Genomic DNA, 24,809 nt, shown 5'->3' with positions numbered 1-24,809 from the left:
GCCGTCTGCCGAGTGAGGGAATGACTGCCGTCATGCCAGAGTTTGCGTACACCGACCTGCTGCCCCTGGGCGAGGACTCCACCCCGTACCGGCTGGTGACCTCCGAAGGCGTCTCGACCTTCGAGGCCGACGGCCGTACGTTCCTCAAGGTCGAGCCGGAGGCGCTGCGCAAGCTCGCCGAAGAGGCCATCCACGACATCCAGCACTTCCTGCGCCCCGCGCACCTCGCGCAGCTGCGCCGCATCATCGACGACCCCGAGGCCTCGGCGAACGACAAGTTCGTCGCCCTGGACCTCCTCAAGAACGCCAACATCGCCGCGGCCGGCGTCCTGCCGATGTGCCAGGACACGGGCACGGCGATCGTCATGGGCAAGCGCGGCCAGAACGTCCTGACCGAGGGCGGTGACGAGGCGGCCCTCTCCCGCGGCATCTACGACGCCTACACCCGCCTGAACCTGCGCTACTCGCAGATGGCGCCGGTCACCATGTGGGAGGAGAAGAACACCGGCTCGAACCTGCCCGCGCAGATCGAGCTGTACGCGACCGACGGCGGCGCGTACAAGTTCCTCTTCATGGCCAAGGGCGGCGGCTCCGCCAACAAGTCCTTCCTCTACCAGGAGACCAAGGCGGTCCTCAACGAGGCCTCCATGATGAAGTTCCTGGAAGAGAAGATCCGCTCGCTCGGCACCGCGGCCTGCCCGCCGTACCACCTGGCGATCGTGGTCGGCGGCACCTCGGCGGAGCACGCCCTCAAGACCGCGAAGTACGCCTCGGCCCACTACCTGGACGAGCTCCCCACCGAGGGTTCCCCCCTGGGCCACGGCTTCCGCGACGAGGCCCTGGAGCAGCAGGTCTTCGAGCTCACCCAGAAGATCGGCATCGGCGCGCAGTTCGGCGGCAAGTACTTCTGCCACGACGTCCGCGTGGTCCGCCTCCCCCGCCACGGCGCGTCCCTCCCGATCGCGATCGCCGTCTCCTGCTCCGCGGACCGCCAGGCCACCGCGAAGATCACCGCCGAGGGCGTCTTCCTGGAGCAGCTGGAGCGGGACCCGGCGCGCTTCCTCCCGGAGACCACGGACGAGCACCTGTCCGCCTCCTCCGACGTGGTCTCGATCGACCTGAACCAGCCGATGGAGTCGATCCTCGCGACCCTCACCCAGCACCCGGTGAAGACCCGCCTGTCCCTCACCGGCCCGCTGGTCGTGGCCCGCGACATCGCGCACGCCAAGATCAAGGAACTCCTCGACTCCGGCGCGGAGATGCCGCAGTACCTCAAGGACCACCCGGTCTACTACGCGGGCCCCGCGAAGACCCCCGAGGGCTACGCCTCGGGCTCCTTCGGCCCGACGACGGCCGGCCGCATGGACTCCTACGTCGAGCAGTTCCAGGCGGCGGGCGGCTCCAAGGTCATGCTGGCCAAGGGCAACCGCTCCCAGCAGGTCACCGACGCGTGCGGCAAGCACGGCGGCTTCTACCTCGGCTCCATCGGCGGCCCGGCGGCCCGCCTCGCCCAGGACTGCATCAAGAAGGTCGAGGTCCTGGAGTACGAGGAGCTCGGCATGGAAGCCGTCTGGAAGATCGAGGTCGAGGACTTCCCGGCCTTCATCGTGGTCGACGACAAGGGCAACGACTTCTTCCAGAACCCGGCCCCGGAACCCACCTTCACCCACATCCCGGTCCGCGGCCCGGGCCTGTAACGCAACACCCCGAGGGCCCCTCCACCACCCGGCGGAGGGGCCCTCCCGCATGCCCGGACGGCCGCCCCGTGCCGGCAGGGCGGGACCGCGATCACCCCCGGGGCCCGCTGCACATCCCGCGCAGCAGCTCTGCCTCCACCGGGGTCGCGTCCAGGCCGTGCTCCCGCACCTCGCGCAGCTGCGGGAGCGTGAGTCGGTACCACGCGCGGACGACTTTCAGCGGGACACCGTCCGGCCCGCCGACGGCGATGCGCACGGTCCCCTCCGCTGCGACGATCCGCTCGCGGATCAACGGCGGGGGCACCCCCCGGCCCTCGTCGCACGCATGGAGTCCGGACTCGACGCAGTAGTGGTTGTCGTACCAGCACAGAAGGCCGTCGACGATCCGCTGCCACGTCTCGGACCGGCAGGAGGCGCAGGGCCCGCAGTGCGTCATCCCCAACTGTTCAACCATCGGTGCAGGATCGTGCACCGGCTCGCCCGCCGCAGCCGGATAACGTCTGCGGTATGACTGAGCAGCCGTTCTCCCCGGCCCGCGGTACGCGGGTCATCGCGCATCGTGGGGCCTCCCACGAGTACCCCGAGCACACCATCGGGGCCTATCGGCAGGCCATCGCCGACGGGGCCGACGCGCTCGAATGCGATGTGCGGCTCACCGCCGACCAGCGGCTGGTCTGCGTGCACGACCGGCGGGTCGAGCGGACCTCCGGTGGGCGCGGGGTCGTCTCCGAGATGACGTACGAGGAGCTGCGCGCCCTCGACTTCGGGGCGTGGAAGGGGGACGGGCACGCCGGGGCACGGGTGCTGCTCTTCGAGGACCTGGTCGAGGAGGCGCTGGCCGCGCCCTATCCCGTCGGGCTGGCCGTGGAGACCAAGCACCCCACCCGGGCGGGCGGCCGGCTGGAGGCCGAGCTCGTGCGGGTGCTCGGGGAGTACGGGCTCGCCGACGGTGCGAGCGGCCGCGTCGAGGTGATGAGCTTCTCCCGGTCCGCGCTGACCCGGATGCACCGCCTCGCGCCGGGGCTGCCCGCCGTGTACCTGATCGAGCGCCGGGTGCGGCCGGTACGGCCGCCGTACGCGACTCACGCGGGTCCCGGCATCGAGCTCGTGCGGCGGGACCCGGGGCTGGTGGGGCGGCTGAAGGCGAAGGGGTTGCAGGTGCGCGTGTGGACCGTGGACGAGCCCGAGGACGTGGAGCTCTGCGTGCGGCTGGGCGTGGACACGCTCATCACCAACCGGCCCCGGGACGTACGCAAGCTCCTGCTGGACATGTGATCACCCGGCCGGGGTGCGCCGGCCGGGTGTGGGGGGTACGGGTCTGGCGGGGGTGAGGGTCTGGCGGGGTGTTACGCGAAGCGCTGGTTCGCGGAGCCGTTGCAGGGCTGGAGGCGCAGCGGCTCGTGGGCCGCGGCCACCGTCAGGCACTGGCCGGGGGCGGCGGCGGGCCGGAAGGTGGCTCCGTCGCGGACGAACTGCTGGTTGGCGCCGCCGTGGCAGTTCCAGATGATGAGCCCGGTGCCGTTGCCGTAGTTGGCTCCGGGCGCGTCCAGGCAGCGGTCGTGGGTGAGTTCGACGTGGAGGGACTTCTTCGCGGAGTCGTACCACCAGCCCTGGTTGCGGCCGCCGTGGCAGTCCCAGCCGAGGACCTTGGTGTTGTTGGCGCTGGAGCTGCCGCTGGAGTCGACGCAGTTGCCCGTCGCCTCGTTCTTCAGCGGCTTGAACAGGTCGTCCCAGGCTCCGGCCTGCAGGACGGGGGTGCCGGTGCTGGCCGGGTCGGCGCAGGAGGCCTCGCGCAGGCCGGAGGCGTAGAGCTGGGTCAGACAGGACGCGAAGGCGCCGTGGCCGCGGTAGTTGGGGTGGAAGGACTGGCGGGCGGTGTTCTCGTCCCACGGGAAGTGGTCCCCGAGGTCGAGGTAGAGGCCGCGGGCCCAGGTGTCCTCCATGCAGACCTCGTGGCCCTGGAAGAGCCGCGAGTTGTCGAGGTAGGTCGCGCCCGCGGCGAGGGCGGCCGCGCGCATGCCCTTCTCGAAGGCGGGCACCGCGTAGTTGCGGCCCCAGGTGGCGTCGGAGTCGTAGCCGGCGCAGCCTCCGGGGAGCTTGCCGGGGAAGTTCGGGTTGTCGTTGAAGTCGGGGCCGATCGGGCTGGGGTAGCCCATCACGACCAGCTTGTAGTCGGAGTCGGCGTATCCGGCGTCGCGCATGACCGTCTTGAGGTCGCCGATCGTCGCCTCGACCTTCGGCTTCAGGCCGTCGACGCGCGCCTGCCAGCCCGGACCGTACTTCGGCTCGCAGGTGCCCTGGCTGAGCACCCAGCGGGTGACGCAGTCGGTCATGACCGGGCCGAACTGCAGGTCGTCGTTGGCCCCGGCGACCAGCAGCACCATCTTGATCCTGGTGTTGCGGGCCTTGATGGCGAGGCTGTCGCTCTGCACCAGCTCGTCGGCGTACTGCTTGCTGCCGCCGATCCTGATGTTGCCCGTGTAGCCGCCCGAGCAGGCCACGTTGAAGGTGTAGTCGGCCGCGATGCCGGTGCGGTGGATCGCCGTGTCCGGCGAGCGGTGGCACTGGTTGGACGGGGTGTTGGTCGCGGGGTCGTAGTTGCCGATGCCCTCGCCCGAGATCTCGCTGTCGCCGAGCGAGATCAGGCCGGTCTTGCGGTCCGCGAGCGGCCGGATCGCGGAGTCACCGTAGATCTTGACGGCCTCGGCGGCCCGGACGGCCTCCAGTTCGGGCGTGAGGGGGGTGGCCACGGTCCCGGCGGAGGCCCGCGCGGCAGACCCCGCCGTGGTCGCCGCGTGGGCCGTGGGGGTGATGGCGGTGACACCCCCGAGGGCGGCCGCAGCCGCAGCTACGGCGGCGAAGGTAGATCTGAGCCTGATCCTTGATTGCGTACGGACACGTGCCATGAACGCCTCCCCGATCTCGGTGTTACCCCCGGTATTTACTGGCCGGTAGGCGAGTTGGGAACAGTCCGAACAAGACAATTGCTCAACTTTTTGAGGAGGCACCACACATGACGAATGACCAGTTCCGCACCGAGCACGACTCCATGGGTGACGTACGCGTCCCCGCCCACGCCAAATGGCGAGCTCAGACCCAGCGCGCCGTGGAGAACTTCCCCGTTTCCGGGCAGCGCCTGGAGCGGGCCCACATCGAGGCGCTGGCCCGGATCAAGGCCGCGGCCGCGACCGTCAACGCCCGGCTCGGCGTGATCGACCCCGACATCGCCGACGCCATCGTCTCGGCGGCCGCCGAGGTCGCCGAGGGCCGCTGGGACGACCACTTCCCCGTCGACGTGTTCCAGACGGGTTCCGGCACCTCGTCCAACATGAACGCCAACGAGGTGATCGCCACCCTGGCCACCGAGCGCCTCGGCCGCGCCGTCCACCCCAACGACCACGTCAACGCCTCGCAGAGCTCCAACGACGTCTTCCCGTCGTCCATCCACATCGCCGCCACCGCCGCCGTCACCGGCGCGCTGATCCCCGCCCTGGAGCACCTGGCCGGCGCGATGGAGCGCAAGTCCGCCGAGTTCGCACAGGTGGTCAAGGCCGGCCGGACGCACCTGATGGACGCCACCCCGGTCACCCTGGGCCAGGAGTTCGGCGGGTACGCCGCCCAGCTCCGCCTCGGCGTCGAGCGGCTGCGCGCGGCGCTGCCGCGGCTGGCCGAGCTGCCGCTGGGCGGGACCGCCGTGGGCACCGGCATCAACACCCCGCCCGGGTTCTCCGCGGCCGTGATCGCCGAGGTGGCCGCGGCGACCGGGCTGCCGCTGACCGAGGCGCGGGACCACTTCGAGGCCCAGGGGGCGCGGGACGCCCTCGTCGAGACGTCCGGAATGCTCCGTACGGTCGCCGTCTCGCTCACCAAGATCTGCAACGACCTGCGCTGGATGGCATCGGGCCCGCGTACCGGATTGGCCGAAATCAACCTCCCGGATCTCCAGCCGGGGTCCTCGATCATGCCCGGAAAGGTCAACCCGGTCGTGCCGGAGGCCGCGCTGATGGTCGCCGCCCAGGTGATGGGCAACGACGCGGCGGTCGCCGTGGCGGGCGCCGCGGGCAACTTCGAGCTCAACGTGATGCTGCCCGTGATGGCCCGCAACCTGCTGGAGTCCATCCGGCTGCTGGGCTCCGTGAGCCGGCTGCTGGCCGACCGCACCGTGGACGGAATCACCGCCAACACGGCCCGGGCCAGGGAGTACGCCGAGTCCTCGCCCTCCGTGGTGACCCCGCTCAACCGGTACATCGGCTACGAGGAGGCCGCCAAGGTCGCCAAGAAGTCCCTCGCGCAGCGCAGGACGATCCGCGAGGTCGTCCTGGAGTCGGGCTACGTGGACCGCGGCGACCTCACCCTGGAGCAGCTCGACGAAGCGCTGGACGTGCTGCGGATGACCCACCCCTGACGCCGGCGGGGCCGCCCCCTCCCGGGGTCCGGATCCGGTCGTTTCCCGCCCTCGGACACCTCGGTGACCTGCAGCGCAGCGATCCTCCGGACCCCCGCCCTAAGATCTGCCCATGACAGGTACCGGAGGCCGCGGGGGCGGCAGTGCGCAGAGCTCGGCACGGGGCTCGGCCCGGCGTGCGGGGCGGGGCGCCGCGGAGGGCGTCCGCTGGGCGCCCGGAGAGCAGATCCTCTGGCGCTACCGGGACCACGCGCCCGACGCGAAGGGCGCCGTCCACATCTGCCGGCCCGTGACCGTGGTGGCCGACACCGACGAGCTGCTCGCGGTGTGGATGGCCCCCGGGACCGAGTGCGTCAAGCCGGTGCTCGCCGACGGGACCCCGGTCCACGAGGAGCCGCTCGCCACCCGGTACACCGCGCCACGGACCACCGTACGGTCACGCTGGTTCGGGGCGGGGGTGCTGAAGCTGGCGCGGCCCGGGGACCCCTGGTCGGTGTGGCTGTTCTGGGACCACGGCTGGGAGTTCAAGAGCTGGTACGTGAACCTGGAGGAGCCGCGGACCCGGTGGTCCGGCGGCATCGACTCCGAGGACCACTTCCTGGACATCTCCGTCTACCCGGACCGCACCTGGAAGTGGCGGGACGAGGACGAGTTCGCACAGGCCCAGCGGTCCGGTCTGATGGACCCGGAACAGGCCCGGCGGGTGCGCGCCGCGGGCAGTGCGGCAGTGGACCTGATCAGGGCCTGGGGCCCGCCGTTCTCCGAAGGCTGGCAGGATTGGCGACCGGACCCGGCCTGGGGCGTACCGGCCCTGCCGGAGGACTGGGACCGCACTCCGGCGCATATGACCTCATGAGACCCTTGATGCGCCCCCGGGGGGCAATCGTAGGATCGTCCTCCGCCGGGGCGTCGGCGGGCAAATGTCGCCAGCAGCACAGCATTTGACCTAGGCCGACGCGATATCGAGAGGTAACGAGCGGGACGCGGAACCGCGGGGTGATGGTGTCCCCGCCGCTGAGCGGGTATACCGCGACTGACCGAGTTGAGTGCAGCGCACATCGAGCGCAAACGGACGGAATGCCACGCGTGACGGAGTACCCCACCTCTCAGGAGGGCCCCCAGCCGGTTGCCTCCGGCGGTCGGACGGACGAGCCCGGCCACGGCACGGAGGAACTGGGCCACGGCAAGGCCCCGCTCCCGGCGGCCGAGGCCGTGCGCACGCATGCGCAGCCCCAGGCGGCGGACCTGCCCCGTCCCCGCGCCACGGCGGAGGCACCGTCCGCCTCCGACGGGGCCGGGGGCTCCGACGAAGGCACGGACTCCCCCGCCGCGCCCGGCCGGGGCGACGCCCGGGTCCGGGCCGGCCGTGACGAGGCCGCGGCCGCGCAGGCCGGCGCTGCGCGCAGCCGCGACGGCGAAGCCGCCCGCGGGGTGGCGGGACGGCCCGGCACGTCGGGGCAGGCCGGACAGCCCGGCGCAGGGCACACCGGTGCCGGGCAGACCGGCACCCCCGCGCAGGTCAGCGGCATCGGAGTCGACGCGACCATCGCCCGGCGGGAGGGCGACCGGCTGCGCTTCGTCGGAGCCGCCACCCGGCGGATCGCGCGCGGGATCGACCTCGACGAGATCGTGCTCGGCCTGTGCCGGGCCACCGTGCCCACCTTCTCCGACGCGATCCTCGTCTACCTGCGCGATCCGCTGCCGGTCGGCGACGAGCGGCCCGTCGGACCGGTCGTTTTAAGGCTGCGCCGAACCGACCGGCTCCGGCCGATCGACGAGTTCACCGGAGCCGGAGCAGGAGCGGGAGCCGGAGCAGCTGCCGGATCCGGTGCCGGTGCCGGTGCCGGGATCCCCGCCGGCCTCGCCGGTGCGATGACCCCCGACGGCGAGCTCGACTTCAGCCAGCTCGCCCTGGTCGGCCCGCAGGGTGACCTGCCCGCGGCCGAGCTGTGCGAGATCCGCCCCGGCGGGGCGCTCGCCGAGGTGCTGCGCGGCGTACGGCCCGTCTTCGGGTCCTCCGCCGCGGCCCGCGCCGCCCTGCCGGAGCTGCTGGGCGCCGACCACCCGGTCCCGCGCGGCCAGCGGGCCATCCTCGCGCCGCTGCGGGGCCGCCGCCGCGTCATCGGCGCGGCGGTGTTCCTGCGCACCCCCGAGCGGCCCGCCTTCGAGACGAACGACCTGCTGGTCGCCGCCCAGCTGGCCACCCACACCGCGCTGGGCATCGACAAGGCCGTGCTGTACGGCCGCGAGGCCTACATCGCCGACGAGCTCCAGCGCACGATGCTGCCCGACAGCCTCCCCCAGCCCACCGGGGTCCGGCTGGCCAGCCGCTACCTGCCCGCCGCCGAGACGGCCCGGGTGGGCGGCGACTGGTACGACGCCATACCCCTGCCCGGCAGCCGGGTCGCGCTCGTCGTCGGCGACGTCATGGGCCACTCCATGACCTCCGCCGCGATCATGGGCCAGCTCCGTACGACGGCCCAGACGCTGGCGCAGCTCGACCTGCCGCCCGCCGAGGTCCTGCACCACCTGGACGAGCAGGCGCAGCGCCTGGGCTCCGACCGGATGGCCACCTGCCTCTACGCCGTCTACGACCCGGTCTCGCACCGGATCACCATCGCCAACGCCGGCCACCCGCCGCCGGTCCTGCTCCACCTGGGCGGCCGCGCCGAGGTGCTGCGCGTACCCCCCGGCGCCCCCATCGGCGTCGGCGGCGTGGACTTCGAAGCCGTGGAGCTGGACGCCCCGGCCGGGGCCACCCTCGTGCTGTACACCGACGGCCTGGTCGAGTCCCGGCTGCGCGACGTCTGGACGGGCATCGAGCAGCTCCGCGAACGGCTCGCCACCACCGCGCAGCTGACGGGCCTGGACCACCCGCCGCCGCTGGAGGCCCTGTGCGACGACATCCTGGACATGCTCGGCCCCGGTGACCGGGACGACGACATCGCGCTGCTCGCGGCCCGGTTCGACGGCATCGCGCCCAGCGACGTGGCGTACTGGTTCCTGGACCCGGAGGAGACCGCTCCGGGCCGGGCCCGCCGGTTCGCCCGCCGCGCGCTGGCGCGCTGGGGTCTGGAGGAGCTGGAGGACTCGCTGGAGCTGCTGGTCAGCGAGGTCGTCACGAACGCCGTGCGGTACGCCGAGCGGCCCGTGACCCTGCGCCTGCTGCGGACGGACGTACTGCGCTGCGAGGTCGGCGACGATTCCCCGCAGCTGCCGCGCCAGCGCCGGGCCCGGGACGACGACGAGGGCGGCCGCGGCCTGTTCCTGGTCAACCGGATGGCCCGCCGCTGGGGTGCCACGCGCCTGAGCAGCGGCAAGGTCGTCTGGTTCGAGCTCGCGCTGCCGGGCTCGCAGGACCGCCGCTGAGCCGACTGCCGCCGACCGGGCCGCCACCCGGACGCACCACTGCCCCGCGGCTTCGTGCCTGCGGGGCAGTGGTGCGTCCGGGTCCTGCGGTGCCTACGGGGCCTACGGTTCGGGCACCCGGTTCGGCGGCGAGGGCTTGTCCGAGCTGGACTTCGTCGGGGACGGTGTCTTGCTCGGGGTCGTGCTCGGCGTGGTGCTCGGCGTCGAGCTCGGCGTCCGGCTGGGCGTCTGGCTCGGCGTCCGGCTGGGCGTCTGGCTCGGCGGCTGCGAGCTCGCGGACTGGCTCGGGGAGGTCGACGCGGAGCTGCTGGGGCTCGACGACTGGACCTTGCCCATGTCGGCCTCGTCCAGGTCGAAGGAGCCCGTCTTGCCGCCCTTGAGCGCGTCGAGGGTGTACTGCTTCCAGATCGCGGCCGGGAAGCTGGAGCCGCCGGCGCGTCCGCCGCCGGCCGTACCGGTCAGGCTGGTCTGGGTGTGGGTGCCGGGCTCGTCACCGAACATCGCGACGACGGTGACCAGTTCCGGGGTGAATCCGGTGAACCAGGCGGCCACGTTCTTCTCGGTGGTGCCGGTCTTGCCCGCGGCCTCGTAGGCCGAGCTCTTCACCGCCTTGCCGGAGCCGTCCTCGACGACGCCGGTGAGCACCTTGGTGACGGTGTCGGCGGTCCTGCGGCTGATGGCCGTGTCGCCGACGGCGCGGACCGGCTTGTACTCGCGGTCCGCGTGCTTGGCGGACTTGATGATGCTCGGCGTGACCTTCTTGCCGTGGTTGTCGAAGGTGGCGTAGACGCCGGCCATCTCCACGGTGTCGGCGCTCATGGTGCCGAGCGACATGGCGGGCTTGTCCTCGGGCCAGCCGTCGCGGTCCCGCATGCCCAGCTGCAGGGCGGTCTTCTTCACGTTCTTCGGCCCGACGTCCACGATCATCTGGGCGTACACGGAGTTCACCGAGGAGTTGGTCGCGGACTGCACCGTCATCATCGGGTCGCCGTAGTCGCGGTCGTCCTGGTTCTGCGGGTTGAACGGGACGTCGCTGCCGACCACGGGGCGCTTGCTCGTGCCGTCGTAGAGGGTGTTGGGCGTGATCGGCTTGCCGTCCTGCGTGGTCGCCTTGCCCTCCAGGGCGGAGGCGAGCACGATCGGCTTGAAGGTCGAGCCCGGCTGGAAGTCCTTGCGCAGGGCGTTGCTGGCCCACTGCTCGCTCTGCCCGGTGCCGCCGTACATCGCCACGATCGCGCCGGTCTTCGGGTCCACGGAGGTGGCGCCCGCCTGCACGGCGGCGTCGACCGGGCGGCCCTTGCGGTCGAGCTTGGATTCCAGCTCGTCCTGGACGGCCTTCTCCAGCGCCGCCTGCTTCTTCGGGTCGACGGAGAGGGTGATCTCCCAGCCGCCGGCCTTGAGCTGGCCTTCGGTCATGCCGGTCTGGCGCTTGAGCTCCTCGTCGGCGGCCTGGATCAGGTAGCCCTTCTGGCCTTCCATACCGGTGGGAGCCTTGGGCTTGATCGGCTCCTGGAACTTCATCTCCTTGCGCTTGGCCGGGTCCAGCTTGCCCATCTTGACCATGTTGTCGAGGGCGCCGTTGAAGCGGATCATGACCTGCTTCTTGCCGTTCGGGCCGGCGGTGGCCCAGTCGTACTGGCTGGGGGCCTGGAGGAGGGCGGCCAGGTACGCACCCTGTTCGAGGGTCAGCTTGTCGGAGTCGACCCCGTAGTAGGCCTGGGCCGCGGCCTGGATGCCGTAGGCGTTGCGGCCGTAGAAGTTGGTGTTCAGGTAGCCCGCGAGGATCTCGGGCTTCTCCATCTCCTGGTCGACCTTGAGGGAGATGATCATCTCCCTCAGCTTGCGGGACGCCGTCTGGTCCTGCGTCAGGTAGAAGTTCTTGACGTACTGCTGGGTGATCGTGGAGCCGCCGGCCGTGCCCTTGCCGGTGACGGTGTTGAACAGGCCCCGGGCGATGCCCTTGAGGTCGATGCCCTTGTCCGAGTAGAAGGACATGTTCTCGATCGCGATGAAGGCCGTCTGCACGTCCGCCGGGATCTTGTCGATCGGCACGATCTGGCGGTTCGTGGCGCCGACGCGGGCCATGACCGTGCCGTCGGAGAGCTTGTAGACGTTGTTCTGCGTCAGCGCCTCGGCGTTGGGGTCCGGCGGGTCCACGTAGAAGTAGAGGCCGATCAGGGCCGCCATGCCGAGCAGGATCGCGCCGAAGAAGGTGCCGAGCACCTTTCTCCAGGTGAAGAAGCGGCGTATGCCGGCCGGTTTGCCGCCCGAGTTCCCGCCCTTGCCTTTGACGCGCCCGCGCGGCGCGCGTCGCGCACTGCGCTGCTGCTGCGCCTTTCGCGCTTCTGCTCGGCCCATCGCTCCCGCTCCGCTCGATATCCCCCCGACGTCAGCTCAGAAAGCTAACACCGGAGCCTGTGACAAAAACCGGCCAACGGGCTCTCATACCGGGCAAATCGGACGTGACAATGAGCACCCATCCCACAGGAACCGACGCAGATGGAGCCCGGGAGGTTGCCAGACTCCCGCCCCGCACAAAAAAGTGATATCACTTTGCTAAGCGGCCCGACCGGCTGCCACTGGATGAAACGGGGCACATGATGACGAACACCACGGGTGGTACCGAGACCGGCGTACGGGAGTTCCCCGCGCGCAGCGTGGGCGGCGGGCTCGCGCTGCTGCTCGGCCTGGCCGGAGTGGCGGCCGGGGCGGGCCTGATCGCGCTCGGCGCGGTGGCCGGGAGCGACGGGGCCAAGGCGGGCCTGATCGCGGCGGGCGTCCTGCTGACCATCGCCGCCGTCATCGCCATGAGCGGCCTGAACACGGTCGCGCCGGGCGAGGCCCGCGTGGTCCAGCTGTTCGGCCGCTACCGCGGCACCGTCCGGACCGACGGCCTGCGCTGGGTCAACCCGCTGACCTCCCGCCGCCCCCTGTCCACCCGGGTCCGGAACCACGAGACGGCCGTCATGAAGGTCAACGACGCCTACGGCAACCCGATCGAGCTGGCGGCCGTCGTGGTGTGGCGGGTCGAGGACACCGCGCGCGCCGTCTTCGAGGTCGAGGACTTCACCGAGTTCGTCGAGACCCAGACCGAGGCGGCCGTCCGGCACATCGCGATCGAGTACCCCTACGACGCCCACGAGGACGGCGGCCTGTCGCTGCGCGGCAACGCCGAGGAGATCACCGAGAAGCTCGCCGTCGAACTGTCCGCCCGCGTCGAGGCGGCCGGCGTCGAGATCATCGAGTCCCGCTTCACCCACCTCGCGTACGCCCCGGAGATCGCCTCCGCGATGCTCCAGCGCCAGCAGGCGGGTGCGATCGTCGCGGCGCGCAAGCAGATCGTCGAGGGCGCGGTCGGTATGGTCGAGCTCGCCCTGACCCGGCTCGCGGAGCAGGACATCGTGGACCTCGACCCGGAACGGAAGGCGGCGATGGTGTCCAACCTGATGGTGGTCCTGTGCGGCGACCGCGCGGCCTCGCCGGTGATCAACACGGGCACCCTCTACCAGTGAGCCCCGACCGAGGCGCGGACTCCCCCGCCGACCCGGCCGACCCGGCAGACCCCGCCGAGGGCCGGGCGGCGGCCCCCAAGGCCGCCCGGCAGGCCCGCAAGCAGGTGCTGCTGCGGCTCGACCCGCAGGTGCACGACGCGCTCGCGCGGTGGGCAGGGGAGGAACTCCGCAGCGCCAACGCGCAGATCGAGTTCCTGCTCCGCCGCGCCCTGTCCGAAGCCGGCCGCCTTCCCGGCGGGGCGGGCCCCATCCCGCCCCGGGGCCGCCCCCGTAACGCACCGGATTCCTGAGGGGCTCACGACCGGGGGGCTGACCCCCGAATTGCGCGGCGTGTGCCGCCCGCCGCATCCGTACGACTGGATACGCTCACCGCGTCATATACGGCCGCTCACCGAATTCGAGGCTCGTATGAATCTGACCAGTGGGACGAAATCCGGCGGACGGCGGGCGGCCCGGAAAGCCGCCGTCGCGATCACGGCGGTCGCCGCCTGTTCCGGACTCACCTGGACGGCGCTCTCCCTCACCGGTGGCGTCACGGATTCCAAACCGCCCGTCACGTGCGCCTACACCCCCTCCGACGGCGTGACCAAGGCCGCCGCCCCGGGCTTCGACGCCGCGGCGGCGGCCCGGCCGTACACCGCGAGGATCGACACCGAGGAGGGCCCCGTCACCATCGAGGCCCTGACCGAGGACGCGCCGTGCACCACCAACTCGTTCTCCTTCCTGGCCGGGAAGAAGTACTTCGACGGCAGCAAGTGCCACCGGGTCACCACGCGGGGGATTTTCGTATTGGAATGCGGCGACCCCGCCGGAGAGGGCAATTCCGACCCCGGATACTGGTTCAAGGACGAAAACCTGGCCGGAGCCTCCTATCCAGCGGGCACCGTCGCCATGTCCAAGGCCCTGCCGGGAAAGAACGGCAGCCAGTTCTTCATCAGTTACGCCGATCCCACCTTCCGCATGCCGCCCAGCTGGACCCCCTTCGGGAAGGTCGTCGGCGGGCTGGACGCGGTGGCGAAGATCGCCGCCAAGGGGACGGCGGACGGATCGACCGACGGAAGGCCCAAGGAGCCCGTCGTCATCACGTCGGTCACGGTGCAGCGCCCCTCCGAATGAGGCCGGCCGTCTGAGCGTCGCGAACAGCCGTGGGGGGCGCCGGCCGGGCCGGCGCCCCCCCATCCCTGTCCGGCGCCGGCCGCTATCGGGCGCGGCTCAGCAGGACGAAGCCGTCCCTCTCGTCCACCGTGTGGTACCCCCGGGCCCGGGCCTCGTCCAGGGAGATCTGCTCCTGGACGACCGTCATCGGCCACCGCAGATGCGCCGCCACCTGGGTGTCGACCATGATCCACTCGGGGTTGGGGCGGCTGTCCCCCCATCCGTAGAGGCTGACGCTGGTGCGGTCGGCGAGGTGGGGCACGAGGTAGTGCGAGGCCTGGACCGTGGCGTCGTCCGGGATCTCGTCCATCACGCTGTGGGCCACGGCGATGCGGGGATCCTTCACCCAGGTCTCCGGCTGCGTCAGCTGCCACAGCGGATAGTGCGGCAGCAGCAGCAAGGTGACCACCGCCGAGCCCGCCAGGTAGCGGTACAGGCTGCGGCCGCTCGCCCCCCGCCGCTGCAGGGCGTCGGCGAAGGCCACGAAGACGACCGGCATGACCAGCAGCGAGTAGTGGTAGCCGGTGCCCCAGTGGGGCGGGTAGTTCGAGGCCAGCCGCCACAGCACGGAGGGCAGGGCGATCAGTGCGATCGGCGAGCGCAGGGCCAGGAAGAGGGTGGGGGCCAGGATCAGGACGAGGGTGGTGACCTTCTCCTGCGGGGTGATCAGACCGAGCGTCAGCTGGTGCAGGAGGGCCAGTGCGCCGCCCTGCGTCTCCCCCACCAGTGCGCCGCCCGAGCCGCCCGCGCCGCCACCGGGGTTGTGGGAGACGAGATAGCCGTCGAACCCGCCCGGATGGAAGGAGGCCAGCACCAGCAGGGCCAGCCCGGTCCCGGCCACACCGGCCGCTGCCGTGAGGAGTCCGAGCCTGCGCCCGCCGCGCCCGCCGCGCCAGGCGATGACCAGGCCGATCGCGGCCACCGTGAGCCCGAGGTCCTCCTTCACCAGCAGGAGCGGCAGCGCCCAGCAGGCGGCGGCGCGCAGCCGGCCGTCGCCGAGGGCCGTCAGGGAGAGGGTGAGCAGCGGCAGGGCGAAGGCCCACTCGTGGAAGTCGGAGGAGACCCCGCTCGCGAGGCCCCAGGAGAGCCCGTAACAGGTGCCGATGACCGCGGCGGCCGCGGTGCCCAGTGTCCGGCGGGCCCAGAAGACCAGCGGCAGCACGCTTCCGGCGACCAGCGCGGCCTGCGCCACGAGCAGCACCTTCACCGAAGGCCACAGCCAGTACAGCGGCCCCAGCAGGGCCAGGATCGGGGAGAAGTGGTCTCCCAGGACCGGGAAGTCGGGCCCCTTGACCTCGGAGACGGGCAGATGCCCCGACGCGTAGGAACGCACGACCTGGACGAAGATCCCCAGATCGAAGCTGCGGGAGAGCAGCCGTTCGTGGATCCGCAGGGACAGGGCCATGTAGGCGAAGAACAGCGCCCCCGCCATGGCCCAGATCCACCAGTCGGCTCGGGGGCGGCCTTCCGCGGACGGCGTCGGCGCCTCCCGCTCCTCGGCGCCCGTCTGCTGCGGTGGGAGTGCGGCGGCGGTGCTGCCGGTGGGTGCTCGCATGGGCCTTCAAGATGCCAGCAACGTCCCGGCCGGGCCCGGAGTCGCCTGCGACGTGGGCGGATTCCCTTCGAATGGCGGACTCCGCCGGCTATGCACCCGACGTATACATCGAGCGTATACACCGCGTGTATAGTCCTCGGCATGTCCATCAGTCACGCACTCCTCGGCCTCCTGGAGGCCGGCCCCCGTCACGGTTACGACCTCAAGCGGACCTTCGACGAGAGATTCGGCCACGACAAGCCCCTCGCCTACGGCCAGGTCTACTCGACCATGTCCCGGCTGCTGAAGAACGGTCTGGTCGAGGTCGACGGGGTGGAGAGCGGCGGCGGCCCGGAGCGGAAGCGCTACGCGATCACCGACGCCGGGATCACCGACGTCGAGGGCTGGCTCGCCCAGCCCGAGAAGCCCGAGCCGTACCTCCAGTCGACCCTCTACACGAAGGTCGTGCTCGCCCTCCTGACCGGCCGCAGCGCCCAGGAGCTGCTGGACACCCAGCGCGCCGAGCACCTGCGCCTGATGCGCATCCTCACGCAGCGCAAGCGCAAGGGGGACCTCGCCGACCAGCTGGTCTGCGACCACGCCCTGTTCCACCTCGAAGCGGACCTGCGGTGGCTCGAACTCACCGCCGCCCGCCTCGACCAGCTCGCCCAGGAGATACAGCGATGACCCCGGCCGGCACCCTCCTCAGCGCCACGGACCTCCGCAAGACCTACGGCACCACCCACGCCCTCGACGGCGCCGAGTTCTCCATCCACGCCGGTGAGGTCGTCGCCATCATGGGCCCCTCCGGGTCCGGCAAGTCGACCCTGCTGCACTGCCTCGCGGGGATCGTCACGCCCGACTCCGGCACCATCACCTACGCCGGCCGCGAGCTCTCCGCCATGAACGACGCCGAGCGCAGCGCCCTGCGCCGCGGCGAGTTCGGCTTCGTCTTCCAGTTCGGCCAGCTCGTCCCCGAGCTCACCTGCGTCGAGAACGTCGCCCTGCCGCTCCGCCTCACCGGCGTGAAGCGCAAGCAGGCCGAACGGACCGCCCTCGAATGGATGGAGCGGCTCCAGGTCGACGACCTCGGCGGCAAGCGCCCCGGCGAGGTCTCCGGCGGCCAGGGCCAGCGCGTCGCCGTCGCCCGTTCCCTCGTCACCAACCCCCGGCTGATCTTCGCCGACGAGCCCACCGGCGCCCTCGACTCCCTCAACGGCGAGCTCGTCATGCAGCTGCTCACCGAGGCCGCCCGGTCCACGAACGCCGCCGTCGTCCTCGTCACGCACGAGACCCGCGTCGCCGCGTACTCCGACCGCGAGATCGTCGTGCGCGACGGCAAGTCCCGCGACATGGAGCGCGCGGTATGAGTCACGGGAACCACAGCAAGCACAGCAGTCCCGGCCGGCAGGGCGCCCTCGCCGTCTGGCTCCGGGACCTCGGCCTCGGCGCCCGCTTCGCCTTCGGCGGCGGCCGACAGGGCTGGACCCGTACCCTCCTCACCGGCCTGGGCGTCGGCCTCGGCGTCGCCCTGCTGCTCGTCACCAGCGCGGTCCCGAGCGCCCTCGCCGCCCGCGACGCGCGCGGCGCCGCCCGCCAGGACTTCTCCTCGCCCACCGCCGACGGACCCGGCCGCGACACGCTGCTGATCACCGACGTGAACCAGACGTACCGCGCCTACGGGGTCGACGGACGGCTGGTGCAGCCCGAGGGGCCGGACGCCCCGCTGCCCCCCGGCGTGAAGAAGCTCCCCGGCGCCGGCGAACTCGTCGTCTCCCCCGCCCTCGACAGGCTGATGAAGACCGGCGAGGGCAAGCTGCTGCGCGACCGCCTCGACGGGAAGATCGTCGGGACCATCGGCCAGGCCGGCCTGGTGGGCCCCGGCGACCTCTACTTCTACGCGGGCAGCGACAAGCTCCCCGCGCTCCAGAAGGAGGCGCCGAACTACATCAAGCGGATCACCTCCTTCGGGTACACCCATGAAAAGGAGGGCCTCGACCCCGTCCTGACCCTCCTCGTGGTGCTCACCTTCGTCGCCCTGCTGATGCCGGTCGCCGTGTTCATCGGCGCCGCCGTCCGCTTCGGCGGGGACCGCCGCGACCGCCGGCTCGCCGCACTGCGCCTGGTCGGCGCCGACGGCCGGATGGTCCGCCGGATCGCCGCCGGCGAGGCCGGCGCCGGATCCCTGATCGGCCTCGCCCTGGGCACCGCCTTCTTCCTGGCCGCCCGCCAGGCGGCTCCGGCCATGGACCTCTACCAGCGCAGCGTCTTCCCCTCCGACCTCAACCCGGCCCCCTGGCTGGCCGTGCTCATCGCCCTGGCCGTGCCGGCCGCGGCCGTCGCCGTGACCCTGTTCGCCCTGCGCGGCGTGGTCATCGAGCCGCTCGGCGTGGTCCGTACGACGACTCCGTCCAAGCGCCGCATCTGGTGGCGGCTGCTGCTCCCGCTGGCCGGGCTCGGCCTGCTGGCCCCGATGATCGGCAAGGGCAACGACAGCGGGCACTTCAACCAGTGGCAGGTCTCCGGCGGCGTGGTCCTGCTGCTCGTCGGCATCACCGTCCTGCTCCCCTGGGTGCTGGAGCGGGTCGTCGGCCGGATCGGCGGCGCGGGCCCGGTCTCCTGGCAGCTGGCGGCCCGCCGCCTCCAGCTGACCAGCGGAAGCTCCGCCCGGCTGGTCAACGGCATCGCCGTCGCGGTCGCCGGAGCCATCGCCCTGCAGATGCTCTTCGCCTCCGCGGCGGACTCGTACACCGAGGACACGGGGCACGACCCCTCGCGCGCCTCGATCTCCGTCCTGCAGCGCACCAACAACGGCGGCGAGGCCGTCGCCCAGGTGCTGGCCGGGACCAAGGGCGTCACCCAGGCCGTCGCGGAGTCCTCGACCAATGCCGGGCGCAGCGCGGACCTGAGCTACTCGGACACGACGGTCTCGGTGACGACCGGCACCTGCGCCGCCCTCAAGGAGCTGGCGGAGCTGCCCTCCTGCAAGGACGGCGACGCCTTCGTCATCGGCGGCTCCGCCAAGCCCTCGGGCATGACCGGTGACAGCGCGAAGCCGGGCGAGAAGCTGTTCGCCGGGAACATCTTCAAGGAGAACGAGGACACCGTCACGAAGCCGGTCGCCTGGACCGTGCCCACCGACGCCCGGACCGTACAGGCCCGCAAGGGCCCCATGGGCGAGATGCTGACCGGGCTGCTGGTCACCCCGGCCGCCGCCCCGAAGGGCATGGGCAACTACCAGTCCTCCCGGGTGTACGTGAAGCTCGACCCGAAGGTGCCCGACGCGCTGGAGCTGGCCCGTACCGCCGCCTTCAAGGCGGACCCGCTGTCCGTCCCCATGACGCTCCAGGCCACCGAGGTCAACGACCGCTTCTCCTCCATCCGGACCGGCCTCTTCGTGGGCTCCGCCCTCGTGCTGATGCTGATCGGCGCCAGTCTGCTGGTCTCCCAGCTGGAGCAGCTGCGCGAGCGCAAGAAGCTGCTGTCGGCGCTGGTCGCCTTCGGCACCAAGCGCTCCACGCTCAGCCTCTCGGTGCTGTGGCAGACGGCCATCCCGATCGGCCTGGGCCTGGCCCTGGCCACGGTGGTCGGGCTCACGCTCGGCGTGGTGCTGCTCCAGATGACTGGGGCCACGATCACGGTCAACTGGACCGCGGTCCTGGGGATGGTCGGCATCGGCGCGGGCGTGGCCGTCCTGGTCACCCTGCTCAGCCTGCCGCCGCTGCTGCGCCTGATGCGCCCGGACGGGCTCCGCACGGAGTAGCCGCCGTACGCATCCCCCCCTGCGCCCGCTCTCAGTCCGTCAGCCAGACGGGGAGCGGGCGTACGGCTTCGCGCAGTGCGGCGGCGACGGCGCGGAACTCCTCCTCGCGGGCCGTTCCCGTCCGCATGGCCAGTGCGATCCGCCGCGAGGGCGCCGGTTCGGCGAAGTAGCCGGTGGCCAGGTGCTCGTTGCGGGCGGTCTCCAGGCGCAGCGCGGTGCGCGGCAGCAGCGTGACGCCGAGTCCCCCGGCGACCAGTTGTACGAGGGTGGACAGCCCGGCGGCGGTCGTGGTGACGTCCGCCCCCGCGGTGCGTCCCGCGTCGCGGCAGATGTCGAGGGCCTGGTCGCGCAGGCAGTGCCCCTCGTCGAGCAGGAGCAGCCGCAGTCCGCGCAGTTCCTCGCGCGGGATGTCCTTGCGGCCGGCGAGCGGGTGATCGCGCGGCGCGAGCAGGACGAAGTCCTCGTCGAAGAGCGGCAGTTCGGTGACCCCGGGCACCCCGAGCGGTACGGCGAGCAGCAGCAGGTCGAGCCGGCCGCCGCCCAGCCCTTCCAGCAGCGAGGCCGTCTGCTCCTCGTGCACCTGGAGGTCGAGCCGGGGGTAGCGCCGGTGGAAGAGCCCGAGCACGGTCGGCAGCAGGTACGGGGCCACGGTCGGGATCACCCCGAAGCGCAGCGCCCCGGTGAAGGGGGCCCGCACCGCCTCGGCCTCCTCCAGCAGCCCGTCCATCGCGTCGAGCACCGCCCGTGCGCGGCCCGCGATCCGTTCTCCGGCGGGCGTGAGCAGCACCTTGCGTGTGGTCCGCTCCAGCAGCCGCACCCCGAGCGCCTCTTCCAGCGCGGACACGGATCCGGAGAGCGCGGGCTGGCTCACCCCGATCGCGGCGGCCGCGTCCCGGAAGTGCAGCTGCTCGGCGACGGCGGCGAAGGCCCGCAGCTGCGCGAGCGTCGCCTGCTTCGGTGTCGCCTGCTTCGGCCCCACAGCAGCCATTGATAGGTACCTCCGATCACTGGGAACCGGTCTGGCTATTTATGCAATCAATGGGGCTGTGTCAGCATGTGAGACACGTCCAACCCCCCGGAAAGTCCCCCAAAAGGGTCACTTTCCTCTGTGCAAGGAGAGCACGTGCTCACTGTCGGCGACCAGTTCCCCACCTACGACCTGACCGCTTGCGTCTCGCTGGAGGCCGGAGCCGAGTTCGCGCAGATCGACCACAAGACCTACGAGGGCAAGTGGAAGATCATGTTCTCCTGGCCGCTCGACTTCACCTTCGTGTGCCCGACCGAGATCGCCGCCTTCGGCAAGCTGAACGAGGAGTTCGCCGACCGCGACGCCCAGATCCTCGGCTTCTCGCTCGACTCCGAGTACGTCCACCACGCCTGGCGCAAGGACCACGCCGACCTGCGCGACCTGCCCTTCCCGATGATGTCCGACATCAAGCGCGAGCTCTGCTCCGACCTCGGCATCCTCGGTTCGGACGGTCTCCCGATGCGCGCCGTCTTCATCGTGGACCCGAACAACGAGATCCAGTTCTCCATGGTGACCGCCGGTTCCGTCGGCCGGAACCCCAAGGAGGTCCTGCGGGTGCTCGACGCCCTGCAGACCGACGAGCTGTGCCCCTGCAACTGGAACAAGGGCGACAGCACCATCGACGCCGGTGCGCTGCTGGCCGGTGAGTGACGGATGTCCCTCGACTCCCTCAAGTCCGCCGTACCGGACTACGCCAAGGACCTGAAGCTGAACCTCGGCTCGGTCATCGGAAACGCCGACAGTACGGGCATCCTCTCCCGGCAGCAGCTGTGGGGCACCGTCCTGTCCTGCGCCATCGCCGCCCGTTCCCCGCGCGTCCTGCGCGAGCTGGAGCCGGAGGCCAAGGCGGCCCTGTCGCCGGAGGCGTACACCGCCGCCAAGGCGGCCGCCGCGGTCATGGCGATGAACAACGTCTTCTACCGCACCCGCCACCTGCTCTCCGACCCGGAGTACGGCACCCTGCGCGCGGGCCTGCGGATGAACGTCATCGGCAACCCCGGCGTGGAGAAGGTCGACTTCGAGCTGTGGTCGCTCGCCGTCTCCGCGATCAACGGCTGCGGCCAGTGCCTGGACTCGCACGAGCAGGTCCTGCGCAAGGCCGGCGTGGACCGCGAGACGGTCCAGGAGGCCTTCAAGATCGCCGCCGTGATCCAGGCCGTCGCCGTCACCCTCGACTCCGAGGCCGCGCTCGCGGGCGAGTGACCCTCCCCCGGTGAACGCGTACGCACCGCAGGGGCCCCGCGACTTCGGTCGCGGGGCCCCTGCGCGCGTCCGCGGCCGGACGGACTACCGCTCCAGCTTCGTCATCAGCGCCCGCATGTCCTCGATCATCGCCGCCTCCATCGCGCTCTCGTCGACACCGCCGCCCTTGCCGCCGGGAGTATCGGTTTCGTTGGCGCCGGTGGCCTCGTTCCAGCGGATCCACTGCACCGTGAGGGTGAAGACCGCCCCTCCGTCGAGGACCATCAGCCGCGATCCGCGCCGGGCGTAGTACCGGTCGACCACGGCCCGCTCGCCCAGGCCCACCACCGCGTAGCGCTCGTCGAAGTCCAGCCGGGTCGCCGGGTCCGCCCCGGGGCCGGTGGCGAACTCGGCCTCCGGATCCTCCTTCTTGTGCAGCTCGACCAGCAGTTGGGCCCCGTACATGACGCTGCCCTCCTGGTAGGGCGTGGAGACCGTGCAGTACGACCAGTCCTGCGCGAGGAACACGCCCGCGCCGCTCTGGCGTCCCTCGAACTCCCGGTTGGCGGCCTGGCCGACCGTCTTGAGCTCGAACTCCTTGCACAGGTCGGGCGAGTGCACATAGTCGAGGCGCGGCAGGTCCGGGAAGCGTTCCTGCACGGCCAGCGTGCCCGCCCACACCGCCGAGGCCGCCAGCACCCCGCCCAGCGCCCACAGCCACGGTCTCCGCGCGCCGCCGCGTACGCGCTCGCGCGCGGGCTCGCCCGGAAGGGCCTCCACGGCCCCCTCCGCCCCGCTGGCCGTGTGCCAGTCCCCGTCGATCTCGGGCTCGCCGATCATCCCCGTGTCCCCCCGCCGTTCCCCCGGCTACGTGCGCAGTGCCTTCACCAGGCCGTGCATGTCGTCGATCATCGCAGCCTGGATCGCGTCGGAGTCGGGCTTCGGCAGTTCCTGCGGCGGGCCGGCCTCGATCGGATTGCCCTCGGCGTCGACCGCGTCCGGGCCGAACGACCACACCGTCACGTCCAGGGTGAACACCGCACCCCCGTCGAGGACGGCGATCCGCCACGCCTGTTCGTACTCCGTCTCCCAGATCAGCGCCTGCTCCCCGAGCCCCGGCACCGAATGCGGATCCGAGCGGGTCGTGCCGATCCAGCCCGCGGGCGCGGAGGCCGCGCCGAACTCCGGCCCGGGGTCGGTCCGTTTGTGCAGGGAAACCGAGGACTGGACCTGGTACGAGAGCCCGACCTTCCTTGCCGGGCCGCCCTGCTGGGTGCTCATCTGGCAGTACGCCTGGTCCACTCCCGGGTGCTCGAACGTCCTCGGGCTGGAATCCCACTCGACCGCCTCGGCGAGCCGGGCCAGCGCGGGCAGCTTCGCCGCGTCGCACAGGCTCGGGGGCAGCGCGTACCGCAGCGGCGGGCGGTCGTCCTGCGGGGTCACGGCCCACCAGCCGCCCGCCCACAGCACGGAGGCCGCCAGGGCACCGCCCAGCGCCCACCGCCAGGGCCGGCGGGCGGCCGACGGGGACCCGCCGTAGCCCTGCCGTCCCTCCGGCCCCTCCAGTGCCTCCGGGCTCTCCGGCCCCGGCAGGATGGACGAGCCGCCGTCGAACTCAGGCTCCGTTATCACCCGTACGTGTCTCCTCCGCTTCGGATGCCGTCTGGCCCAGGGCCGTCGCTCCGTGCGGCCCGGGGCCGACCGGGGAGAGCCCGTGGTGGAGCTGTTCGCGCGAGTAGGCCCGCAGGTAGCCGACCACGGTGTTGGTGACGGCGACCAGCGGAACGGCGACCACCGCTCCGCCGATGCCGGCGACGAGGCCGCCGGCCGCCACCGAGAGCACCACCGCGAGCGGGTGGACCCGTACCGCCCGGCCCAGGATGAAGGGCTGGAGCACGTGGCCCTCGATCTGCTGCACGGCCAGCACCACCAGCAGCACCATCAGCGCGGTGAACGGCCCCTGGGTCACCAGGGCCACGACCACGGCGAGGGCGCCGGAGATCACGGCGCCGACGAGCGGGATGAAGGCGAACAGGAAGATGAAGACGGCGAGCGGCACGGCCATCGTCACGTCGAGGAAGTAGAGGCCGAGGCCGATGAACACGGCGTCGATGAGGGCCACGAGGACCGTGCCCCGAACGTACGCGGTGAGGGTGCGCCAGGCACGCGGGCCGGCGCCGGCGACGCCGGGGCGGGCGGCGGCCGGGAGCAGGCGCGTGGTCCAGTCCCAGATGCGCTTGCCGTCGTAGAGCAGGAAGAGCGTGGAGAACATCGCGAGCAGCATGCCCGTCAGCACTTCGACGAGGACGGTGACGCCTTGCAGGCCGGCGGAGGTGATCTGCTCGGTGTTGGTGCCGATGGTCTCGCTGAGGTTCTTGGCGATCTCGTTGATCTGCTTCTCGGTCACGTGGAACGGACTGTCCAGCGCGGCCAGTTTCAGGTCGTTGATGCCTTCGCGCAGCCGGGCGGAGAGGTCGTCGAGGTTGTCCATCACCTGCCAGACCACGAACCAGCCGACCAGCCCGATGACCACGAACCCGAGGATCGCGGTGAGGGCCGTGGCGAGTCCCCGGGGCATCCCGAGCCGGCGCAGCCGGACCACGAAGGGCTGGAGCAGTGCGGTGACCAGGAGGGCGGCGGCGAAGGCGAGGACGACCAGGCGGACTTCGCTGATCACCCGCATCAGGACCCAGAGCATCCCGGCGAGCAGCAGCAGCCGCCAGCTCGCCTCGGCGGCGACGCGGACGCCCCACGGGATGACGGACACCGGGTCGGGACGCACGGGGGCGGCGTGGAAGGCGTGTTCGACGCCCGGATGGTGCGCGGGCGCGGCCGGGGCGGGGGTGTGCTCCGGGGAGGCGGAAGCCGGGGCTGCCGGGGACGCGGCGGTGCCGGGCGGGGTCCGCCCGCCGCGCCCGGGGGCCGGTAGGTCGCCGGAGGTCTCGGCCTCGACCTCGGCGCGGCGCTCCGCGAGCCGGGCCTCCACGTCGCTCAGGCTCTTGCCGAGCCGGCCGATCCAGCCTGTCTTCGCCATGTCGTTCCCTTCCCCCCGCTCCGGACCGCGCGCCGGGGCACGCCTCGAAAGACCGTACACGCGAGGAGCCCCGCACCGTAGGACGGTGCGGGGCTCTTCGGGGTTGAGGCGCGCGGGCGCGCTCTCCTCCC

At 71.8% G+C, this 24,809-nt stretch carries 21 protein-coding genes; 13 read left to right on the top strand and 8 right to left on the bottom strand.

Going from position 1 to position 24,809, the window contains the following annotated elements; all coding sequences use genetic code 11:
* The first annotated feature begins 32 nt into the window (after window positions 1-32).
* Entirely contained in the window at window positions 33-1,697 is a 1,665-nt protein-coding gene (locus tag ACZ60J_RS23270; RefSeq protein ID WP_469684560.1) for a fumarate hydratase, read from the top strand.
* Between the two features lie 91 nt (window positions 1,698-1,788).
* On the opposite strand, the gene ACZ60J_RS23265 is transcribed toward ACZ60J_RS23270, so the two are convergent.
* Entirely contained in the window at window positions 1,789-2,151 is a 363-nt protein-coding gene (locus tag ACZ60J_RS23265) for a hypothetical protein (protein ID WP_469684558.1), read from the bottom strand.
* Window positions 2,152-2,204: 53 nt separating this feature from the next.
* Here ACZ60J_RS23265 and ACZ60J_RS23260 point away from each other — a divergent pair, with 53 nt between their 5' ends.
* Window positions 2,205-2,972, top strand: a complete 768-nt coding sequence (locus ACZ60J_RS23260) for a glycerophosphodiester phosphodiesterase (protein ID WP_469684556.1) — start codon at window positions 2,205-2,207, stop codon at window positions 2,970-2,972.
* 71 nt (window positions 2,973-3,043) lie between these two features.
* Here the strand turns inward: ACZ60J_RS23260 and ACZ60J_RS23255 are convergent, their stop codons facing one another.
* Window positions 3,044-4,603 (bottom strand): ricin-type beta-trefoil lectin domain protein, encoded by a 1,560-nt coding sequence (locus ACZ60J_RS23255; protein WP_469684554.1) that lies wholly within the window; start codon window positions 4,601-4,603, stop codon window positions 3,044-3,046.
* Window positions 4,604-4,710: 107 nt separating this feature from the next.
* Here ACZ60J_RS23255 and ACZ60J_RS23250 point away from each other — a divergent pair, with 107 nt between their 5' ends.
* The 3 genes from ACZ60J_RS23250 to ACZ60J_RS23240 all read left to right on the top strand — a co-directional run bounded on the left by ACZ60J_RS23250 (window position 4,711) and on the right by ACZ60J_RS23240 (window position 9,471).
* Entirely contained in the window at window positions 4,711-6,102 is a 1,392-nt protein-coding gene (locus ACZ60J_RS23250) for a class II fumarate hydratase (protein WP_469684552.1), read from the top strand.
* Window positions 6,103-6,214: 112 nt separating this feature from the next.
* A complete protein-coding gene (fomD, locus tag ACZ60J_RS23245) occupies window positions 6,215-6,958 on the top strand; it encodes a cytidylyl-2-hydroxypropylphosphonate hydrolase (RefSeq protein WP_469684551.1) in 744 nt (247 codons plus the stop codon).
* 230 nt (window positions 6,959-7,188) lie between these two features.
* Window positions 7,189-9,471: a SpoIIE family protein phosphatase gene (locus ACZ60J_RS23240; protein ID WP_469684550.1), complete on the top strand. Its 2,283-nt coding sequence runs from the start codon at window positions 7,189-7,191 to the stop codon at window positions 9,469-9,471.
* A 102-nt stretch (window positions 9,472-9,573) separates the two neighbouring features.
* On the opposite strand, the gene ACZ60J_RS23235 is transcribed toward ACZ60J_RS23240, so the two are convergent.
* Entirely contained in the window at window positions 9,574-11,829 is a 2,256-nt protein-coding gene (locus ACZ60J_RS23235) for a transglycosylase domain-containing protein (protein WP_469684548.1), read from the bottom strand.
* Window positions 11,830-12,068: 239 nt separating this feature from the next.
* Between ACZ60J_RS23235 and ACZ60J_RS23230 the strand changes: the two genes are divergently transcribed.
* The 3 genes from ACZ60J_RS23230 (at window position 12,069) to ACZ60J_RS23220 (ending at window position 14,099) form a co-directional block, all read left to right on the top strand.
* Window positions 12,069-12,983, top strand: a complete 915-nt coding sequence (locus ACZ60J_RS23230) for an SPFH domain-containing protein (protein WP_469684546.1) — start codon at window positions 12,069-12,071, stop codon at window positions 12,981-12,983.
* A complete protein-coding gene (locus ACZ60J_RS23225) occupies window positions 12,980-13,273 on the top strand; it encodes a type II toxin-antitoxin system antitoxin (RefSeq protein ID WP_469684544.1) in 294 nt (97 codons plus the stop codon). The genes ACZ60J_RS23230 and ACZ60J_RS23225 overlap by 4 nt, the downstream gene beginning before the upstream one ends.
* A gap of 118 nt (window positions 13,274-13,391) precedes the next feature.
* The gene (locus tag ACZ60J_RS23220) at window positions 13,392-14,099 is read left to right on the top strand and encodes a peptidylprolyl isomerase (protein WP_469684542.1); all 708 of its coding nucleotides are present in this window, start codon (window positions 13,392-13,394) and stop codon (window positions 14,097-14,099) included.
* An 82-nt stretch (window positions 14,100-14,181) separates the two neighbouring features.
* Here ACZ60J_RS23220 and ACZ60J_RS23215 read toward each other — a convergent pair whose 3' ends face one another.
* Window positions 14,182-15,693 (bottom strand): DUF2079 domain-containing protein, encoded by a 1,512-nt coding sequence (locus ACZ60J_RS23215; RefSeq protein ID WP_469684540.1) that lies wholly within the window; start codon window positions 15,691-15,693, stop codon window positions 14,182-14,184.
* Window positions 15,694-15,834: 141 nt separating this feature from the next.
* On the opposite strand from ACZ60J_RS23215, the gene ACZ60J_RS23210 reads away from it, so the two are divergent.
* From ACZ60J_RS23210 to ACZ60J_RS23200, 3 genes are read left to right on the top strand one after another with little or no spacing between them, the layout of a single operon-like run.
* Window positions 15,835-16,359: a PadR family transcriptional regulator gene (locus ACZ60J_RS23210; RefSeq protein WP_243335746.1), complete on the top strand. Its 525-nt coding sequence runs from the start codon at window positions 15,835-15,837 to the stop codon at window positions 16,357-16,359.
* A complete protein-coding gene (locus tag ACZ60J_RS23205; protein ID WP_266880873.1) occupies window positions 16,356-17,042 on the top strand; it encodes an ABC transporter ATP-binding protein in 687 nt (228 codons plus the stop codon). Before ACZ60J_RS23210 ends, ACZ60J_RS23205 begins: the two co-directional genes overlap by 4 nt.
* Window positions 17,039-19,435, top strand: coding sequence for an ABC transporter permease (locus ACZ60J_RS23200; protein WP_469684537.1), 2,397 nt, complete (start codon window positions 17,039-17,041; stop codon window positions 19,433-19,435). Before ACZ60J_RS23205 ends, ACZ60J_RS23200 begins: the two co-directional genes overlap by 4 nt.
* A 31-nt stretch (window positions 19,436-19,466) precedes the next feature.
* On the opposite strand, the gene ACZ60J_RS23195 is transcribed toward ACZ60J_RS23200, so the two are convergent.
* A complete protein-coding gene (locus ACZ60J_RS23195; RefSeq protein WP_469684536.1) occupies window positions 19,467-20,423 on the bottom strand; it encodes a hydrogen peroxide-inducible genes activator in 957 nt (318 codons plus the stop codon).
* A gap of 135 nt (window positions 20,424-20,558) precedes the next feature.
* Between ACZ60J_RS23195 and ACZ60J_RS23190 the strand changes: the two genes are divergently transcribed.
* Together ACZ60J_RS23190 and ACZ60J_RS23185 are read left to right on the top strand one after the other, a co-directional pair.
* Window positions 20,559-21,113, top strand: a complete 555-nt coding sequence (locus ACZ60J_RS23190) for a peroxiredoxin (protein WP_469684535.1) — start codon at window positions 20,559-20,561, stop codon at window positions 21,111-21,113.
* Window positions 21,114-21,116: 3 nt separating this feature from the next.
* Window positions 21,117-21,665, top strand: a complete 549-nt coding sequence (locus ACZ60J_RS23185; protein ID WP_469684534.1) for an alkyl hydroperoxide reductase — start codon at window positions 21,117-21,119, stop codon at window positions 21,663-21,665.
* Between the two features lie 84 nt (window positions 21,666-21,749).
* On the opposite strand, the gene ACZ60J_RS23180 is transcribed toward ACZ60J_RS23185, so the two are convergent.
* The 3 genes from ACZ60J_RS23180 to ACZ60J_RS23170 are packed head-to-tail and all read right to left on the bottom strand — an operon-like array spanning window position 21,750 to window position 24,678.
* Window positions 21,750-22,484: a hypothetical protein gene (locus tag ACZ60J_RS23180; protein ID WP_469684533.1), complete on the bottom strand. Its 735-nt coding sequence runs from the start codon at window positions 22,482-22,484 to the stop codon at window positions 21,750-21,752.
* Between the two features lie 27 nt (window positions 22,485-22,511).
* Complete coding sequence (locus ACZ60J_RS23175) at window positions 22,512-23,276, bottom strand: hypothetical protein (RefSeq protein ID WP_469684531.1); 765 nt, start codon at window positions 23,274-23,276, stop codon at window positions 22,512-22,514.
* Window positions 23,260-24,678, bottom strand: coding sequence for an AI-2E family transporter (locus tag ACZ60J_RS23170; RefSeq protein ID WP_469684529.1), 1,419 nt, complete (start codon window positions 24,676-24,678; stop codon window positions 23,260-23,262). Before ACZ60J_RS23170 ends, ACZ60J_RS23175 begins: the two co-directional genes overlap by 17 nt.
* Between the last annotated feature and the right edge of the window lie 131 nt (window positions 24,679-24,809).

The organism is Streptomyces sp. NPDC104226, assembly GCF_055584085.1.
This window is presented reverse-complemented; position numbering and strand designations above follow the sequence as displayed.